19 protein-coding genes are annotated in these 16,703 nt (G+C 33.2%); 6 read left to right on the top strand and 13 right to left on the bottom strand.

Annotation, left to right across the window (positions count from 1 at the left end; translation table 11 throughout):
- Positions 1 to 71: 71 nt before the first annotated feature.
- Complete coding sequence (locus YW9_RS0110605) at positions 72 to 461, bottom strand: hypothetical protein (protein WP_018280147.1); 390 nt, start codon at positions 459 to 461, stop codon at positions 72 to 74.
- Positions 462 to 600: 139 nt separating this feature from the next.
- Positions 601 to 1,239: a ribonuclease H1 domain-containing protein gene (locus tag YW9_RS0110600; protein WP_018280146.1), complete on the bottom strand. Its 639-nt coding sequence runs from the start codon at positions 1,237 to 1,239 to the stop codon at positions 601 to 603.
- Positions 1,240 to 1,521: 282 nt separating this feature from the next.
- Between YW9_RS0110600 and YW9_RS0110595 the strand changes: the two genes are divergently transcribed.
- A complete protein-coding gene (locus tag YW9_RS0110595) occupies positions 1,522 to 2,502 on the top strand; it encodes a YihY/virulence factor BrkB family protein (protein ID WP_155848770.1) in 981 nt (326 codons plus the stop codon).
- 29 nt (positions 2,503 to 2,531) lie between these two features.
- Here YW9_RS0110595 and YW9_RS13715 read toward each other — a convergent pair whose 3' ends face one another.
- The 6 genes from YW9_RS13715 to YW9_RS13710 all read right to left on the bottom strand — a co-directional run bounded on the left by YW9_RS13715 (position 2,532) and on the right by YW9_RS13710 (position 5,441).
- A complete protein-coding gene (locus tag YW9_RS13715; protein WP_018280145.1) occupies positions 2,532 to 2,636 on the bottom strand; it encodes a 2TM domain-containing protein in 105 nt (34 codons plus the stop codon).
- Between the two features lie 143 nt (positions 2,637 to 2,779).
- Positions 2,780 to 3,559 carry a hypothetical protein gene (locus tag YW9_RS0110585; protein WP_018280144.1) on the bottom strand — a complete coding sequence of 260 codons (780 nt, stop codon included), beginning with the start codon at positions 3,557 to 3,559 and terminating at the stop codon, positions 2,780 to 2,782.
- Between the two features lie 25 nt (positions 3,560 to 3,584).
- A complete protein-coding gene (locus tag YW9_RS0110580) occupies positions 3,585 to 3,866 on the bottom strand; it encodes a winged helix-turn-helix domain-containing protein (RefSeq protein ID WP_026193982.1) in 282 nt (93 codons plus the stop codon).
- Entirely contained in the window at positions 3,859 to 4,443 is a 585-nt protein-coding gene (locus YW9_RS0110575) for a hypothetical protein (protein ID WP_018280142.1), read from the bottom strand. Before YW9_RS0110575 ends, YW9_RS0110580 begins: the two co-directional genes overlap by 8 nt.
- A gap of 70 nt (positions 4,444 to 4,513) precedes the next feature.
- The gene (locus YW9_RS0110570) at positions 4,514 to 4,795 is read right to left on the bottom strand and encodes a 2TM domain-containing protein (RefSeq protein WP_018280141.1); all 282 of its coding nucleotides are present in this window, start codon (positions 4,793 to 4,795) and stop codon (positions 4,514 to 4,516) included.
- Between the two features lie 223 nt (positions 4,796 to 5,018).
- On the bottom strand, positions 5,019 to 5,441 hold the full coding sequence (locus tag YW9_RS13710) for a hypothetical protein (protein WP_018280140.1): 423 nt from the start codon (positions 5,439 to 5,441) through the stop codon (positions 5,019 to 5,021).
- Positions 5,442 to 5,451: 10 nt separating this feature from the next.
- On the opposite strand from YW9_RS13710, the gene YW9_RS13705 reads away from it, so the two are divergent.
- Entirely contained in the window at positions 5,452 to 5,697 is a 246-nt protein-coding gene (locus YW9_RS13705) for a hypothetical protein (RefSeq protein ID WP_235697825.1), read from the top strand.
- Here the strand turns inward: YW9_RS13705 and YW9_RS0110560 are convergent.
- The 3 genes from YW9_RS0110560 to YW9_RS0110550 form a co-directional block, all read right to left on the bottom strand.
- Positions 5,692 to 5,922: a hypothetical protein gene (locus YW9_RS0110560; RefSeq protein WP_018280138.1), complete on the bottom strand. Its 231-nt coding sequence runs from the start codon at positions 5,920 to 5,922 to the stop codon at positions 5,692 to 5,694. The genes YW9_RS13705 and YW9_RS0110560 overlap by 6 nt on opposite strands.
- A 115-nt stretch (positions 5,923 to 6,037) precedes the next feature.
- Positions 6,038 to 6,712, bottom strand: a complete 675-nt coding sequence (locus YW9_RS0110555) for an SIMPL domain-containing protein (protein ID WP_026193981.1) — start codon at positions 6,710 to 6,712, stop codon at positions 6,038 to 6,040.
- A 39-nt stretch (positions 6,713 to 6,751) separates the two neighbouring features.
- A complete protein-coding gene (locus YW9_RS0110550) occupies positions 6,752 to 7,396 on the bottom strand; it encodes a rhomboid family intramembrane serine protease (RefSeq protein ID WP_018280136.1) in 645 nt (214 codons plus the stop codon).
- A 54-nt stretch (positions 7,397 to 7,450) separates the two neighbouring features.
- Between YW9_RS0110550 and YW9_RS0110545 the strand changes: the two genes are divergently transcribed.
- Complete coding sequence (locus YW9_RS0110545) at positions 7,451 to 8,314, top strand: lysophospholipid acyltransferase family protein (protein WP_018280135.1); 864 nt, start codon at positions 7,451 to 7,453, stop codon at positions 8,312 to 8,314.
- A 511-nt stretch (positions 8,315 to 8,825) separates the two neighbouring features.
- On the opposite strand, the gene YW9_RS0110540 is transcribed toward YW9_RS0110545, so the two are convergent.
- The gene (locus tag YW9_RS0110540; protein WP_026193980.1) at positions 8,826 to 10,595 is read right to left on the bottom strand and encodes an alpha-amylase family glycosyl hydrolase; all 1,770 of its coding nucleotides are present in this window, start codon (positions 10,593 to 10,595) and stop codon (positions 8,826 to 8,828) included.
- 146 nt (positions 10,596 to 10,741) lie between these two features.
- Complete coding sequence (locus YW9_RS0110535) at positions 10,742 to 11,470, bottom strand: TrmH family RNA methyltransferase (protein ID WP_018280133.1); 729 nt, start codon at positions 11,468 to 11,470, stop codon at positions 10,742 to 10,744.
- Between the two features lie 38 nt (positions 11,471 to 11,508).
- On the opposite strand from YW9_RS0110535, the gene tamL reads away from it, so the two are divergent.
- The 3 genes from tamL to YW9_RS0110520 all read left to right on the top strand — a co-directional run bounded on the left by tamL (position 11,509) and on the right by YW9_RS0110520 (position 16,695).
- Positions 11,509 to 14,067: a translocation and assembly module lipoprotein TamL gene (gene tamL / locus YW9_RS0110530; protein WP_026193979.1), complete on the top strand. Its 2,559-nt coding sequence runs from the start codon at positions 11,509 to 11,511 to the stop codon at positions 14,065 to 14,067.
- A gap of 204 nt (positions 14,068 to 14,271) precedes the next feature.
- A complete protein-coding gene (lpxD, locus tag YW9_RS0110525; protein ID WP_018280131.1) occupies positions 14,272 to 15,300 on the top strand; it encodes a UDP-3-O-(3-hydroxymyristoyl)glucosamine N-acyltransferase in 1,029 nt (342 codons plus the stop codon).
- Positions 15,301 to 15,306: 6 nt separating this feature from the next.
- Positions 15,307 to 16,695: a bifunctional UDP-3-O-[3-hydroxymyristoyl] N-acetylglucosamine deacetylase/3-hydroxyacyl-ACP dehydratase gene (locus YW9_RS0110520; RefSeq protein WP_018280130.1), complete on the top strand. Its 1,389-nt coding sequence runs from the start codon at positions 15,307 to 15,309 to the stop codon at positions 16,693 to 16,695.
- Positions 16,696 to 16,703: the final 8 nt, after the last annotated feature.

Below are 16,703 nucleotides of genomic sequence, written 5' to 3'. Positions count from 1 at the left end.
ATAGATATTATTTTTGTAAAATATATGATTTTAAGTAAGATATAAAATATTTTTTTGATATTCGATATGGTTTATAAATTGTTTCTGAAAGTATTTATGATAATAACTAATATTGAATAACTATTTGGGATAGTCTTTTTAATCATAATTACCACCTCGAAGGTCATAATTACCACCTCGAAGGTCATAATTACCACCTCGAAGGTCATAATTACCACCTCGAAGGTCATAATTACCACCTCAAAGGTTATAATTACCACCTCGAAGGTCATAATTACCACCTCAAAGGTTATAATTACCACCTCAAAGGTCATAATTAGTATCTCAAAGGTCATAATTACCACCTCAAAGGTTATAATTATCACCTCAAAGGTCATAATTACCATCTTAGAGGTCATCTGAACAACCTCAAAGGTCATAATTACCATCTCAGAGGTCATCTGAACCACTTCAGAGGTCATATTTATTAACTTAAAAACTCATTAGAGGGTGATTATAATTAAGAAAAGGAAAGAAAATATGATAGGGAAGAGGCATTAAAAAATCCGTTGTGTAAAATGGATTTACAAAACGGATACAAGGCTATTTGTGATGATTTTTTTAATTGTTTTTTCTCCCAAAGTCAGCAGGAATTTCGCCCCACGCTTTGGTTTGCCACTTTAGGATATGATTTGGAAAAGTGTTTTCGTGTAACCAAATTTCGGCACGTTCAATCAGTTCAAAAATTTTATGGTTTTTGTCGTTTTTCGTGATATTGGTTTTGCATTTTTTTTGTCTTATCCAGTTGATAGCAATCTGGCTATCAGAGTATATGGGTGTAGTTTGATTGTGTTTTTTGAGCAAAGCCAAAGCGTGAACAATTGCCAGAAACTCGCCTATATTGTTTGTACCTCCTTGCATTGGCGAAATCCTGAAAAGTTCCTTTTGGGTTTGTGTATCAACGCCTCGATATTCCATTACACCGGGGTTTCCACTACAAGCAGCATCTACCGCAACGGAAGGAATTTTCGGACTTCCGATTTGTTTTAATTCATTTTCAGATAGTTCTGATTTAAAAAACGTTTTACCTTTGTAATTATCAAAACTCTCAGAAAAAGCCTTTTGAGCCAGTTCCAGAGAGGGAAAAGCCTTATATTTAGCATCTTGGAAACCCTCCACAGCCTTTTTGCACTGCTCCCACGATGTAAAAATACCTGTTTGATGCCCGTTCCAAACTACGTAAAATTTCTTTTTAGCCATTCTTATTGAAGTTGGGCAAAGATAATTATTTTAACTAAAAGATAGAATTTCTCCTTAAAGGAAGATTTCTTCAAAAAATGCATATTATTGTTAATTTTGATGATTTAGATGATATAATAAATGATATTTTTGAAATTTTAGCTATTTATGAGTGGTTATTTATCTGTTTTTTTGGATAAAAATAGTTTTGGGATTTTTATTTTTTTCAAAATCCCTATCTTTGTCCGCTAGAATATAATTCGTTGAATATTAATTAAAACAGAAAATATAGGAAAAATCACTATGATAAAAAAAATTACAAGCCATAAAATATTCAAACTTTTCAAACTAACAGCATTCGAATTTTTGGAAGATAACTGTCTGAAACTAAGTGCATCTTTGTCCTACTCCACGATTTTCGCATTGCCCTCATTGGCGATTTTAATCATCTCATCGGTGGGATTGTTTTACGATGCCAATCAAGTTTCGTCCGAATTTTTCCACCAACTTGCTGATTTAGTGGGAGAAAAATCGGCTTTGCAAATTCAATCCGTTATCGACAACATACAAATTGACGATTCGGGAAGGATAGCCCAATGGATAAGCATCGCTACACTTATTTTTACGGCTTCGGCGGTATTTGCTGAAATTCAGAGTTCTATAAACTATATTTGGGAACTGAAAGCCAAACCTCAAAAGGGAATTTTACGCATTATCATCAACCGATTGCTTTCCTTTGCGATGATTGGAGCTTTGGGTTTTGTGCTGTTAGTCAGTTTGTTAATAAACACATTTATTGATATTTTGTTCAAACAATTATCACGAATGTTTTCGGAGAATTCAGTTTATCTTGCTCAGATTTTTAATATTGCAATTGTTTTTTCGATAGTTACGATTATATTTAGCTTCATTTTCAAGACCTTACCTGACGGGAAGTTAAAATGGAAGGATACGCTCATTGGGGCAGGATTTACTTCTATTTTGTTTATGTTGGGTAAATTTGTAATTGGGAATTATTTAGTAAATACCGCTAAATTAGATGTTTACGGAGCGGCAGGTTCTGTTTTGGTTTTGTTGGTATGGGTCTACTATTCGGCAATCATACTTTATTTCGGAGCAGTGTTTACCAAAAACTATTCGGAAATGTACGGAACTCCCATAGAACCAAGTAGTTATTCTGTTCGTGTCATCATAGAGGAAAGGGAAGTAGATTATGCGAAACAGCCTTCGGAAATTGCTGAAAAACACGAAGATATGTCCAATAAAAGAAAGAAAACCAGCTAGAAAGTGAAGCTGATTAAAAAAATAATATTCTATTGTTTTTCCTCTTTCCCCATCAACTCTTTGATTTTGTGTTCTTCCCAATTTTTACCCAAGAAAATATCAGGGGTAAATACTTTAAAAGCGTGTAAAGCCAACCAAAATCCCCAACCAAAAACAAGTTGATTATAATGAGGAAAATGGATTGTTGTAAAAACCTTTGGGCGCTTTCACTCTTTCTTGTGTTTTTTTAGCGTTTTGTTCTGTTGTATTTGTGCATTGCTATTATGTTGGTATGTTATTATAAGATATAATCTTGGTCTACCATAAGTTTAATGCTTCTATTATGGTAGATGGGATAATATTTGGAATCTCCTAAATGCTTAAATTGAATATTGTATTTATGTACCATTTGAAAAATCTTATCTTCAAGAGACTCTATGTTTACATTAATAATTTTATTTCTGAATAATCTACCATTAGTAAAAAATAACATTAAATTGGTGTAATTGTAATATTCTGATTCATAAAAATAGAAAACATTAATATTTTCTTCTTCACAAATAGAAACTAGTTCATTGATGAACTCATTTTTGAACTTACTCAGCAAATTACAATCTATACGAGCAGAAATGACTTGGGAATTGTCCTTATTCACGTCAGAAGAGACTATATTTATGAAATTATGTTTTACTGTGGAAAAGTAGTTTTCATAATTATTGAAATTTTTTATAGATTCTGCATTGAAGATAATTTCTTCTTTGGCTAACTTTGCATTTCTTTTTCTTAAAATTTGTTGTTCTATGGAAACCAAAATCTCCAAAGTGTAATCAAAAAGGAAATAATCAAAAGTTTGTATACTAAAAAAAATTCCGTTTTGTTTTACATGCAAAAAACAAGGATTTTGCTTTGAGAATTCTTCAAGTTCCTCAACCAATCCATTAGAATTTTCCACGAATACAAAAGCTTCTAATTCAGCACATTTGTTAACAAACCCTCCCAAACCTTTATGAAATTTGAAAAAATCAAATTTGTACAAACCTTCAGGAGAACCATAAAACCAATACACACCTAATAACATAGTATAGTTTTCTTTAAATAGTTAATTATTTCAAATACCCTTTCAGCACCTCTACATATTCCTCGAAGGCTTCTAAGCCTTGAGCGGTAAGGGTGAGTTCCGTGTTGGGATAATTATCTTTAAATGATTTGGTTATGCTGATGTATCCCGCTTTTTCGAGTTTACCTATCTGCACACTGATATTACCCGAAGTAGCTTGAGTCACTTCTTTTATCCGATTGAAATCTGCCTTTTCTTCTGAAACTAAAAGCGACATTATCGCCAACCGCAACTGCGAATGCAAAAGAGGATTTAAATTTTTAAACATTTTTGTTTCTTTTTTTATAATCCGAATGCAACTGAATCCCCGGAATTAAAAACAACAAGGCTGCCAAAATTACGGTCATCAAAATGGTGTAATATCCATAATTGATAAACAAAGTACTGTAAACCAGTATAAAAGAGATAAGCGAGGTACCTATCCAAAGTCGGTTTTTCAGCTGTAATGCCGTTGCCAGAGAAGCCATTGCAAAAGGTAGGTATATCAGTACAATAATCCACTTGGAAGATTGTGTAAATCCGCCCACCATTGCACCTATTCCCGCTACGAGCCAAATCCAGTCCATCCAGTCGATGCTTTTACCTTGTTTTTCGGCTTTTATGCCTTCTCGCATTTTGGCAACAAAGGTAAAAATAAATCCCAAAGGCATCAAAATAAGCCACACGAGTCCCGATTTATTAAATTGAAAATCAAATTGATACATCAGGAAATGTATAGTTCCTGCTAACATAATGAGTACACCCCAAAAGATAAAGAAAAATCCGTTTTGTTCGTACTTTTGTTTGCGTTGGTTGATAACCTCTTGAATGATTTTTAGGCTATCACTGGGTTGTAATTGTTCCATTTTTATTGAGTTTTAAATAGGTTACAAATATAATTTAATTTATTTTATAAAGTAAAAAGATAAAAAAATATTATTTTTTCTCTTTCTCCATCAACTCTTTGATTTTGCGTTCTTCCCAATTTTTTCCAAAGAAAATATTAGGGGCAAATACTTTAAAAGCGTGCGAAACCAGCCCAATACCCCAGCCGAAAATCACCCACAAACACCATAAATGATTGGGATTTTGATAGAGATTCAGTCCGACAAGGAAGGTATTGACTACAACATAAGTCGCCAAATGATGGTAGAATTTTTTGAGTTTCTTTACTCGTTTTTCAGCTTTTCTGTAAGCGTTTGGTTCTATTGTGTTCATTTTTTTATATTTATATTATTGATTATCTGATTTTTGATTTAGTTTATTTTACAAACTAAGTTTTCAAAAAAATACTTCTCTTTAATGATACAAATATAAATTAGTTTGTTTTATAAACCAAATATTTTTAAAAAAATCAGACAATTGCTATAATCATCTGATTTTTAGTATTTTTTATTGAAATAATAAGAGCCTTGATATTGAATGTTTTATAAAGTATTTCCTAAAACAAGGCTGCTCCTACGAAAACACCTACACTGCCGTGGTATTTTTTTGCAGGACCATACCAATCCAAATTGGTTCCCAGTCCGAAATTAATATCCTTATAAATAACGCCTAATCTTGCCATTATATAACTTCTAGCGTGGTGTTCAAAATCGGTAGTCTGTACATAAACCCCTTGTAAACGACTGTAATAACGCCAGTTGTCATTGATTTTAGGTCGGTATTCTACCAATGAGAAAGTTTCAAAAGTTCCGTTTTTGGTCAAATCTATACGAGGGTTCACTACAAACAACAAATCAGGCTTGGCATAGGAATAGATAATTCCCGCCGAAGGACGAAATCCGCCTGGAGGAGTTGCCTGAAATCCTACAATCACATCCACTCCTTTTACCACTTGATAAGACACATTCGCCTGAATCATATAGTCTTTGATGGGTTTATTATCTCATTCACTGAGTATATTGGTCACTCCGAAGAAGCCTAATTTGGGTACGCTTTGTAGCTTTTTGATGGTGGTCAGAAAAGCAACGTCTCTGTTGCTCACCAAAAATTCTGTAGATACGAGCGGATTTTTAACAGGTTTAGGTTGCTCTTGTGCGGAAATGCTAGACACTGAAAATAAAATTGATAAAAATGTGATTTTTTTATATGATATATTATGGAAAAGAAATTTATAAATCAAAAACAGAATTCCTTTTAGTGTAAAATAAGTCCTTGATACGTAGTAAAAAAGCTAATAAAAGATATACTCCAAACCAAGCTCCAAGCGTAGCAAAAGTCCCATAAATGAAAAATATCCGAACATCTTTGGCTCGTATTCCTAATTTCTCGGATAAACGAGAAGAAACTGCAAAGCCATACTTTTCGAGAAAAAAACGAAAATTAGAAAGATATTGCTTCATAAGAAATGAGTTTCAATTATAGAATAATAATGTAAAGATTAAAAGGTATTTACACGTTTTTAGAGTGAAAATAAATGTAAAAAAATCTTTATAAAATAAAAGTAGAATTAAAAAATTACTGTTTTAATAACTCGAAACTTACGTTGATTTTAGCTTCAATAGCGATAGTTCCAACAACTAAAGTTTCTTTTGGATTTCCACTTTCTTTTCTTAAAGCCATAAATTCAGCATTACGAGGAATACTAAAGTTTGATGATAACTCACTAATAGAAAGTGCTTTTCCAATATTTTGGTCTAAACTTACCGCATAAAAAAGTGCTTTTTGTCGTGCGTCTTCTACAGCTAATAGCCTAGCTTCACGCAAAAAATGTTCTCTATTTTTTACATCAAAAGAAACATTATCTATCTGATTTACACCTGATTCAAAGATAGATTCCATTAAAGATTCGTATTTATTGATATCTTCCAGCTTTATGTTAATACCTTGCGATATATAATATTTATAGGTTTTTGTATTAAAATCATAATATTTTTCTAATGAAATGTGGCTGGTTTGGAAGTTTTCCAAAGGTAGTTCATTGGTAAGAATTTGAATAACTTTTGCAATGGCTTCTCCATTTTTTTGCTTCAAATATTTTACATCATTGCCTTCATTTTTAATGCTTAGTGAAATATTAACAATGTCAGGAGTTGCGTAAGTAATGCCTTCGCCCGTTACGCTTACCATTGGGATAGATTGTGCTGAAATCATAGTGGATACTAATGAAAATAATAATAAATAAGGTTTCATAATATAATTATTTTAAATCGTTTTATTGTAAAATATGGCTTATCGTTCAATCTTTTTGCGAAAAACAAACAGCAATGCAATAGGGACTAACATTCCTACAATTAATAAAGGTTCTCTGTTAATTAACGATGGTTGGTAAGCAAGAGCGTAAATAAGCCCTCCTACAGCCCCTCCAAAGTGTGCCGAATGACCTATGTTATCCGTACGTGACTTCATTCCATAAATTGAATATAACAAATAACCAATCCCAAAAATATATGCAGGCATCGGAATTACAAAAACAATAATCATCATTTGTGGGTTAAACAAAATCGAAGCGTACAGAATTCCTGTAACAGCTCCACTTGCTCCAACCGCAGTATAATAAGGTTCGTTTCTGTGGAAGAACAGCGCAAACAAATTTCCTAAAACTAAGGAAAGTACGTAAACGAGTACAAAATGCGTAATTCCCGCGTAGGCGATGACAACATCGGCAAAGAAAAACAATGTTATCATATTAAATATAAGATGTTGCCAATCAGCATGAAGAAAACCACTGGTTATCATTCGCATATATTCACCACGTTGAACTTCACGAATGCCAAATTTGTATTTGTTAAAAAAGGAATAATCTTTGAAACCTTGCATCGAAAACAATACGTTGGCAATAATTATAGCAAGAGTTGCTAAACTTAAATTTCCCATACACCAATTTTTTTCGGACAAATATAAGTATATTTGCAGAAATTTTTGATATAAATGGATTTATTCGTATATATAATAGCATATCCGATTATTTGGATACTTTCAAAATTACCTTTTAGATTATTGTATGTTGTATCGGATTTTGCTTATTTTATAGTGTATAAATTGTTTAAATTCAGGGTGAAAGTTGTTCGGAAGAATTTGAACACTGCTTTTCCTTTTAAAACCCAAACCGAATTATTGAGTATAGAGAAAAAGTTTTACAAACACTTTTGCGATATATTCCTTGAGATGATAAAATCTTACGGAATGACTGAAAGAGAAATGAAACAACGAATGACCTATACCAATCTGGAAGTATTCAAAGATAAAAATATCCAAAACCGAAGTGTCATTCTAATGTGCGGACATTATGCAAGTTACGAATGGCTACTTTCACTGGCGTACTATTTAGAACACAAACCTTACGCACTTTACACGCCTCTGAGTAATAAATATTTTGACCGACTTGTTCAGAAAGTACGAATGAAGCATAAAAGTTTTCTCCTTTCGCGTTACAGAGCAAGTGTTGAAATGAAAAAACATAAGGATAATGGGCTGATTTGTTGTTATGGTTTCGCAGCTGACCAAGTGCCTAACAACGCTAAAAGTTATCGTCGACCTTTTTTAGGACTTCGCGTCCCTGTATTTACAGGAGCAGAACGAATGGGCAAACAGCTCAATACCGTGATTTTGTTTGCAAATATTCAAAAAATAAAGCGAGGATATTATCAAACTACTTTCGAAATTTTATCGGAAAATCCTACTCAAGTTACTGACTATCAAATAACTGATATGTTCTTTGAGCGATTGAATAGGCAAATCTATAAACAACCAGAGTATTACCTTTGGACGCATAATCGTTTTAAAAGAATGTGAAAATTTTTTAGCAGAAATATATTTCAAGTTGTATGTTTTTACTCTTTTGTGAGATTATATATCACAAAAGAGTATTTTTTTGCTCGAATATATGTGATAATTGAATAAAACAATGATGTTTTGCGTTGTTGTATTGTTGCAATTATGTAAAATGTGATTGTTTTGCACTATTGTATCGTTACAATTTTATAAAATACGATTGTTTTAAGTTATTGCATCGTTATAACTATTTGAAATAAGATTATTTCGTATTTTTTTAAATAAGAAATAAAGTTCAACCAGAATGTTTTTATATGTTTTCTATGATTTATTTAGAATTTATATTTCTTTAAAAAAATGTTCCCACAAAAAGTACATATACACAGATTGATTTTACGTGACACTCCGTAAAAAATGTACTATTTGTGGGATTTGAAACTAAGATATTCCTTTCATCAGATAGAAACTGATATGAAAAAGCTGTACTTATGGTTTACATCTTGGTTACTATTTCTTGCTTTATTTTTTATTCTTATTTTTTTGAAATTTTAAACACAAGTGATTGCAACGGAGCAATATCCACACGCATTTTTCCTTGTCCGTTGGTAACGTGTAGGATTGTTTTTTGGCTTTCATAAAGGACATCAGTTGTGGTGTACGCCCCGTCGTTTAAAAACCAACTTCCGACTACAAACTGAGGAATTTGCAAATCAAATCCAAATGCGTCCGTATCACTAAAATTCACAACAATAATCCACTGATTTTCTTCATCGCCTCGTACAAAAGCATACACTTTATCATTGTAGAATTCGGTATGTTTTCGGTTATGTTCGTGTATGTCAGCATAAAATCCGTTTACGTTCAAATTAAGTAAACGTTTGTAGAAATCACGAAGTTGTTTCTCATTTTCAGAAAGTTGCCCTCCGTCAAACTGCTTGTTATTTACCCAACGTTGATGTGCGGGAACGCCTACATAATCGAAAATGGAAGTACGAGAAGGACTACCAAAACCGCCTCGTTCTGCTCCTTTTTCGCCCACTTCTTGTCCAAAATATATCATTACGGGTGCATCACTAATGAGAGAAGAAACCACCATAGCGGGTTTTGCTTTTTTGGCATATCCAGCAAATTCAGGTGAGGCGATACGTTGCTCATCGTGATTTTCTAAAAAGTGAAGCATATTTTCTGAAATATCCGATAACTCCTTCTGTATGGGAGCAATAGCATCGGTGGTGCGTCCGTGTGAGATAATCCCTCGAAGTGTGTCATACAATTGTACTTTATCGTATAAATAGTCCATTTTTCCTTTGCGAATATAATCACGGTAGGCTTTCGGGTTGTAGATTTCTGCCAACAAAAAAGCATCAGGATTTTTCATTTTAATGTTGGAATTCAGATAACTCCAAAATTCTACGGGAACCATCTCTGCCATATCAAAACGGAATCCATCTACTCCTAAATCAAGCCAAAAAAGTGCAATATCTCTGAATTTTATCCACGTATTGGGCAAGTTTTTTCCTTCCCAAAAAGAAAAATGTGCTTTGTAATCCTTGTCGTTGAAATCGTCGGAAAGTTCGGGAAAATCTTTTGTGCCATCGGGACGGATACCAAAATTAAGTTTTACGGTTTCGTACCAATCATTGAAGTCAGGTTTGGATTTGCGTGAACCATTGCCTGTCCATTTTGCCGGAAATTCGTGAAATTTTTGCTTTTCAGTGAAAGATTCGCCCCCCAAAGGCAAATAACCTTCGACATAATTAGGTGCTTCAAAGGCTTCACCAGGGTTGTAGTAAAAATTATTGTTCACATCGTATTGTACAGAAGTGTTGTCTTCTTCCCCAAAACCTTTGATTCCGTTTGGTTTTGAGATACTTTCGTACTTACGAGCCACGTGATTGGGAACAATGTCGATGATTACTTTGAGTCCGTTTTTGTGGGTACGCTCAATCAGGGCCTTGAATTCTTCTAAGCGATTTTCGGGATTGTCAGCCAAATCAGGATTTACGTTGTAGTAATCTTTCACGGCATAGGGCGAACCAGCACGTCCTTTTACCACTTCGGGAGAGTCGTCAGACACCCCAATAGCCCTGTAATCACCCACCAAAGCGTGATGAGGAACGCCTGTAAACCAGATGTGTGTGGCTCCTAAATCTTTAATTTCTTGCAGAGCTTTGTCGGTAAAATCCGAAAATTTACCCACACCATTTTCTTCTTTTGTTCCCCAAGGTTTGTTGTTTGTATTGGTATTGCCAAAAAGACGCGTAAATACCTGATAGACTACTTTTTTGTTTTTTTCTTTCATTTGTTTGCTGGGTTGTTCCTCCTTATTTTTACAAGCGGCTGCAAAAAAAAGAAAAATTAAGGAAGAAAACAGTAATGTTGAAATATTTTTTTTCATAGAAAATTAATTTTTTATGATAGATAGAGTGAATTTTTGAGATTGTATGATTATTTTTCTCTTCTGGCTTCATTTAGTAAAATGGCGGTTGCGGTTGCAACATTTAGGCTTTCAGTTTGTTGTAGTTGCCCAAAACGTGGAATTGTAATTTTTTTGGTCGCAAATTTGAATATCTCCTCAGAAATCCCGTTAGCTTCATTACCCATTATGAGGATAAAATCTTCCTGAAAAACGGTTTGGTGTACATTTTCACCATTCATTGCTGTTGCGTAAATCGGTAATGCTGTGTTGGTTAAAAAGTTTTGTAAATCAGTGTAATGTATTTTTATCCGACTTAATGAACCCATCGAAGCCTGTACAACTTTTGGGTTGTAGCAATCGGTTGTTTGTTCACTACAAACTAATTGTTGAACACCAAACCAATCGCAAAGCCGAATAATGGTTCCTAAGTTTCCAGGATCACGAATATCGTCCAGAATTAATATAAGTCCCTTATGATGAATGGGTTGCTCTTCTGGAATTTTAAAAATAGCAATGCCTTCATCAGGGTTTTTAAGTGAGCTTATTTTTTTTAGTTCTTCTTTTGTGGTAATAGTTGTTTTGCTTTTAGGTAATTTGTCGGAAAAATATTCTGTAACAAAAATTTGTTCAACATTAAAGTTTGAATGCAGAAACTCAAGAATTGATTTTTTGCCTTCGACGATAAACATTTGATGCTGAAAACGATATTTTTTTTGTTGTAACTTCTGAATAAGTTTAATTTGATTTTTGCTAACCATAAAAAATATGTATTTTTGAGCCCTAAAAACAAAAGTTTGTGAGATTATTTTTGCCTAAAATATTACTTTTTGCGTTGATATCTATTTTGTTATCAGCCTGTAACGCAGTGAAAAGAGTTCCTGAAAATTCGTATTTGCTTCAAGAAAATACCATCTACGTAAATGATAAGAAAACAGAAGACGCAAAGATAAATAATTTTATTTTACAAAAGCCAAATTCAGCTTTGTTTGGGTTGCCTTTAGGTTTGTACATATACAATGCAGCAAAGCCAAATCCTGAGAAAGATTTTCAAGATTGGCTTGATGAACACCCGAAGTGGAATAATACTTTAGAGAGAATATTATCACAAAAACAAGTTGAACGACTAAAAAAATCTTTCTTTGTTTCAGGAATACATCGACAATTGAAAAATATTGGTGATGCTCCTGTTATTTTAGATGACTCAAAAACAAAATCAAGTGTAAACTATTTAAAATCATATCATAATAGCATCGGATATTTTAATTCTGTTGTAAAAGATAGTGTAATTTATAATCCTAAAAATAAGAAAAAAAGAGCTATAGTTTCTTATCACATTAACACAGGAGAACGTTATTATTTAGATACTCTGAAAACCTCTATAGCTTCATCAGAAATTGATTCGGTGTATAATTTGCACTTGCAAAAAAGTTTTCTGAAGTCAGGAAATCCGTATCAATTGAGTGATTTTAATAAAGAACGTACGCGATTAAGCTCATTGTTCCGAAACAATGGATTTTATACATTCCAACAAAGTTCGATAAATTTTGAAATAGAGCGTGATACAATTCAGGAGAATAAAGACCAAAAACTTGATGTAACAACTGTTATCGATGATTTGATTGAACGTGATGGAGATATTATCACTAAAAAAACATATAAAGTTCATCGCCTTAATAACATCCGAATTTTTACTGATTATGATTACACTATGGATTCAAAATCTTTGGATTCAGTTTCTTATAAAGATATAACTATATTTTATAAAGACAAATTAAAATACAGACCTCGTATCCTGAAAATGGCTTCAGCTTTGGAGAAAGGAGCTATTTATTCAGATGAAAATAGAGGGCTTACGTATAAGCAAATCAACAATTTACGTATTTTCAAATATCCTAATATTGAATTCAAATATGCTAAAAATGATACGCTTCAAAAAAGTTTAGATGCGAATATATACTTAGCTCCGTTGGATAAATTTTCACTTCGACTCACTAACGAAATAAAACGTTCTGAAATTGAGCAAATTGGTATTACATTAGGGACTTCATTTGCAACTAGAAACGCCTTCAGAAGAAGTGAAATATTGGAGCTGAATTTGCAAGGAACTTTTGCTTCACAAAGGAATTCAGATGACAAGAGGTTTTTTAATATGTCAGAAATTAGCGGAGATATTCGGTTAGTTTTTCCTGAAATAGTGTTTCTTTTCAACACTTCTAAAATAATTCCTTATTCGATGACTCCTCAAACAATGTTGCAAATGGGAACAAGTTATCAAACGAATATTGGTTTGGATAAGCAAAATGTAACGGGAGTATTGCGATATTCTTGGAATCCGAGGAATGACAAGAGTGTGCTCGATTTGTTAAACGTTCAGTATGTGCATAATCTGAATCCAGGTAATTTTTTCAATATTTATAGGTCTACCTACGACCGATTGAATACGATAGCTAAAAAATATACACTTGACCCATCTTACTGGGATAGTGAAGGAAATTTGATTGTGGAGAGAGGTACTTCAGGATTTTTTAATGATATAATTAATCAAAAAGTAACTCTTAATGAGGAAGATATAACGCCAATTTTGAGTATAGGACAAAGACAAGAAAGGCTTACACGTAATGATTTCATTCTTTCAACAAGTTTTACCTATATATTCAATAATAATTCGCAATTTTTTCAGAGAGATTTTTCACAATTTCGTGTGAAATTAGAAAGTGCTGGTAGTCTGCTGAATTTATTTTCGAGCTTGTATGGAGTTGTAAAAGAAGGTAATAACCCAAGAAAATTTTTAGGAGTTGAGTATGCACAGTTTATAAAAACAGAAATTGATTACATCAAGCATTGGCCTATAGGGGAGCAAAGTTCTTTGGCTTTTCGTAGTTTTCTGGGGGTTGCTATTCCGTATGGAAATTCAAAAAATGTTCCGTTTTCACAAAGTTATTTTGCAGGAGGTTCGAGTGATAATCGCGGTTGGAGAGCATATAGCTTAGGGCCAGGAAGTAGTGAATCTATTTTGGATTATAATGAAGCTAATATGAAACTTACACTAAATTTGGAATACCGTTTTCCTATAGCAGGAGCATTTAAAGGAGCTATCTTTACCGATGCGGGTAATATTTGGAATGTTCTTGATGATGTTTCGTTTGATTCGTATAAATTTAAGAATTTTTCTTCATTGAAAGATATAGGAATAAGTTCAGGTTTGGGACTTCGGTATGATTTTGGTTTTTTTGTTTTTCGATTAGATGTTGCTAACAGAATATACAATCCTGCAAATTCGATGAAGAATCGTTGGTTTACAGATGTTTCTCTGAAAAATCTGGTTTATAATATAGGTATTAATTATCCTTTCTAATAAGTTTTTTAAACAGAAGTTCTAAATTGCAGAATGTTTATAATTCACAATAGATAAAGCCTAAAAAAAGTAATATTTAATGCTCTTTTAAATTATTTTTCTATTTTTGTTGCGGAAAAACCAAAAATATCATTTTCACTACAAAAAGAAAAATATTTTTTCATTTTCTATAATATTTATTTTCAATAATTTAAAGAAATAAAGGTGAAATTTACAGCTTTACAAATAGCAAATATACTACACGGAGAAGTAGAAGGAAATCCTGATGTAGAGGTGTACAAACTCTCAAAAATTGAAGAAGGTGAGGCGGGAAGCATTACTTTTTTAGCAAATCCGAAGTATAAAAACTACATATATACCACAGAGGCTTCTGTAGCAATAGTTAATAAAACTTTTGAGGCGGAAAGTGAACTTTCAGTTACTCTAGTAAAAGTAGATGATGCGTATTCGGCTTTCTCAAAGCTATTGGAATACTATAATCAGATAAAGTTGAATAAGAAAGGAATTGAAGACCCTTCATTTATCTCAAAATCAGCACAAATAGGGCAAGACGTGTATGTTGGTGCTTTTTCCTATATTGGAGAAAATGTGGTTATTGGTAACAATGTAAAAATTTATCCAAATACCTATGTTGGTGATAACGTCACCATTGGTGATAATACCACTTTATTTGCAGGTTGTAAAATATATTCCGAAACAATTATAGGCAAATATTGTACATTACACGCTGGGGTTATATTAGGGGCTGATGGATTTGGTTTTGCTCCAGTTCAGGAAGGATTCTATAATAAAGTTCCGCAAATCGGGAACGTTATCATTGAAGATTACGTTGATATAGGTGCAGGAAGTACCATTGACCGAGCCACTTTAGGTTCAACAATTATTCGTAAAGGTGTAAAATTAGACAATCAAATACAAATAGCTCACAATGTAGAAATTGGGAGGAATACAGTGATTGCAGCTCAGACTGGAGTAGCAGGTTCTACGAAAATAGGAGAGAGTTGTATGATTGGAGGTCAGGTAGGAATTGTAGGGCATTTGAATATAGGAAATCGAGTGAAGATTCAAGCACAATCGGGTGTTATCAGAAATGTAGAAGACGATGAAGTGTTACAAGGAGCGCCAGCAATAGGATATTCTGATTATAATAAATCGTATGTGATTTTCAAAAAATTACCTACATTGATGAAGCGATTTTTAGATATTGAAAAAAAATATTTGGAAGATAAATAAAATTTTATGGTAAAGCAAAATACTTTAGCAAACCAAATTAGTTTAGAAGGAGTAGGTCTGCACACGGGTCAGAATGTGAAAATGACATTAAAACCAGCTCCAGTAAATCACGGATATACTTTTGTTCGAGTGGATTTGGAAGGGTCTCCCTTGATTGAGGCAGATGTTAACTATGTGATAAATACCGAAAGAGGTACCGTTCTGGAGAAAAAAGGTGTCAAAATACAAACTTGTGAACACGTTTTGGCAGCTCTTGTGGGAATGGATTTGGATAATGTTATAATTGAATTAAATGCTTCAGAACCACCAATTATGGATGGCTCGGCAAGGTATTTTGTAGAGGCTATATCAGAGGTAGGAATTCAAGAACAAGACGCTCCGCGTGAGGAATACATTGTAAAAGAAGTAATTTCATACGTGAATGAAGAAACAGGGAGTGAAATTACCCTAATTCCTTCTGATGAATACCAAGTAACTACGATGGTTGATTTTGGTACTAAAATTTTAGGTACACAAAATGCTTATCTGAATAAGCTTTCTGAGTTCAAAGATGAGATTGCTAATTCACGAACATTCAGTTTTTTACACGAATTAGAAATGCTTCTTGACCACGGGCTGATTAAAGGAGGAGATTTGAATAATGCTATCGTTTATGTAGATAAAGAAATCTCGGAAGAGACGATGGAAAAGTTGAAAAAAATCTTCAATAAAGAGGATATTTCTGTGAAGCCAAACGGGATTTTAGATAATTTGAATTTGCATTATTCCAATGAGGCTGCCCGACATAAGCTCCTTGATGTAATTGGAGATTTGGCTTTGGTCGGTACACGCATAAGAGGAAAGGTAATTGCCACAAAACCAGGTCATTTTACTAATACACAGTTTGCTAAAAAATTGTCGAAAATTATTAAAAATGAACGTAGAAATAACGTTCCTTCAATTGATATAAATCAACCTCCATTGCTGAATGTTAATGATATAATGAAGCTCTTGCCACATCGTCCGCCATTTTTATTAGTGGATAAAATTTTTGAGCTTTCGGACAAACACGTTATTGGCTTGAAAAATATAACAATGAATGAGCCTTTCTTTGTAGGACATTTTCCTGGGGCTCCCGTGATGCCTGGGGTTTTGCAAATTGAAGCGATGGCTCAAGCAGGAGGCGTATTGATTTTGAGTACAGTACCTGATCCCGAAAATTACTTGACATATTTTATGAAGATAGATAACGTTAAGTTCAAAGTTCAAGTAATGCCTGGTGATACACTTATTTTTAAGTTAGAACTCTTGACTCCTATTAGAAGGGGTATTTGTCATATGCAAGGGTATGCCTATGTAAATGGAAAATTGGCAACTGAAGCTGAGTTGATGGCTCAAATTGTAAAAATTAAATAATTCGGAAA

The organism is Capnocytophaga cynodegmi DSM 19736, assembly GCF_000379185.1.
Taxonomy (GTDB): Bacteria; Bacteroidota; Bacteroidia; order Flavobacteriales; family Flavobacteriaceae; genus Capnocytophaga; species Capnocytophaga cynodegmi.
The sequence above is the reverse complement of the archived record's forward strand: the minus strand, read 5'-3'. Positions and strand labels throughout refer to the sequence as shown.

Bases quoted from the DNA above. Each gene is read 5' to 3' on its own strand.
- YW9_RS0110605 (WP_018280147.1), bottom strand. From the start codon at position 461: ATGACCTCTGAAGTGGTTCAGATGACCTCTGAGATGGTAATTATGACC.
- YW9_RS0110600 (WP_018280146.1), bottom strand. From the start codon at position 1,239: ATGGCTAAAAAGAAATTTTACGTAGTTTGGAACGGGCATCAAACAGGT.
- YW9_RS0110595 (WP_155848770.1), top strand. From the start codon at position 1,522: ATGATAAAAAAAATTACAAGCCATAAAATATTCAAACTTTTCAAACTA.
- YW9_RS0110585 (WP_018280144.1), bottom strand. From the start codon at position 3,559: ATGTTATTAGGTGTGTATTGGTTTTATGGTTCTCCTGAAGGTTTGTAC.
- YW9_RS0110580 (WP_026193982.1), bottom strand. From the start codon at position 3,866: ATGTTTAAAAATTTAAATCCTCTTTTGCATTCGCAGTTGCGGTTGGCG.
- YW9_RS0110575 (WP_018280142.1), bottom strand. From the start codon at position 4,443: ATGGAACAATTACAACCCAGTGATAGCCTAAAAATCATTCAAGAGGTT.
- YW9_RS0110570 (WP_018280141.1), bottom strand. From the start codon at position 4,795: ATGAACACAATAGAACCAAACGCTTACAGAAAAGCTGAAAAACGAGTA.
- YW9_RS13710 (WP_018280140.1), bottom strand. From the start codon at position 5,441: ATGATTCAGGCGAATGTGTCTTATCAAGTGGTAAAAGGAGTGGATGTG.
- YW9_RS13705 (WP_235697825.1), top strand. From the start codon at position 5,452: ATGGGTTTATTATCTCATTCACTGAGTATATTGGTCACTCCGAAGAAG.
- YW9_RS0110560 (WP_018280138.1), bottom strand. From the start codon at position 5,922: ATGAAGCAATATCTTTCTAATTTTCGTTTTTTTCTCGAAAAGTATGGC.
- YW9_RS0110555 (WP_026193981.1), bottom strand. From the start codon at position 6,712: ATGAAACCTTATTTATTATTATTTTCATTAGTATCCACTATGATTTCA.
- YW9_RS0110550 (WP_018280136.1), bottom strand. From the start codon at position 7,396: ATGGGAAATTTAAGTTTAGCAACTCTTGCTATAATTATTGCCAACGTA.
- YW9_RS0110545 (WP_018280135.1), top strand. From the start codon at position 7,451: ATGGATTTATTCGTATATATAATAGCATATCCGATTATTTGGATACTT.
- YW9_RS0110540 (WP_026193980.1), bottom strand. From the start codon at position 10,595: ATGAAAGAAAAAAACAAAAAAGTAGTCTATCAGGTATTTACGCGTCTT.
- YW9_RS0110535 (WP_018280133.1), bottom strand. From the start codon at position 11,470: ATGGTTAGCAAAAATCAAATTAAACTTATTCAGAAGTTACAACAAAAA.
- YW9_RS0110520 (WP_018280130.1), top strand. From the start codon at position 15,307: ATGGTAAAGCAAAATACTTTAGCAAACCAAATTAGTTTAGAAGGAGTA.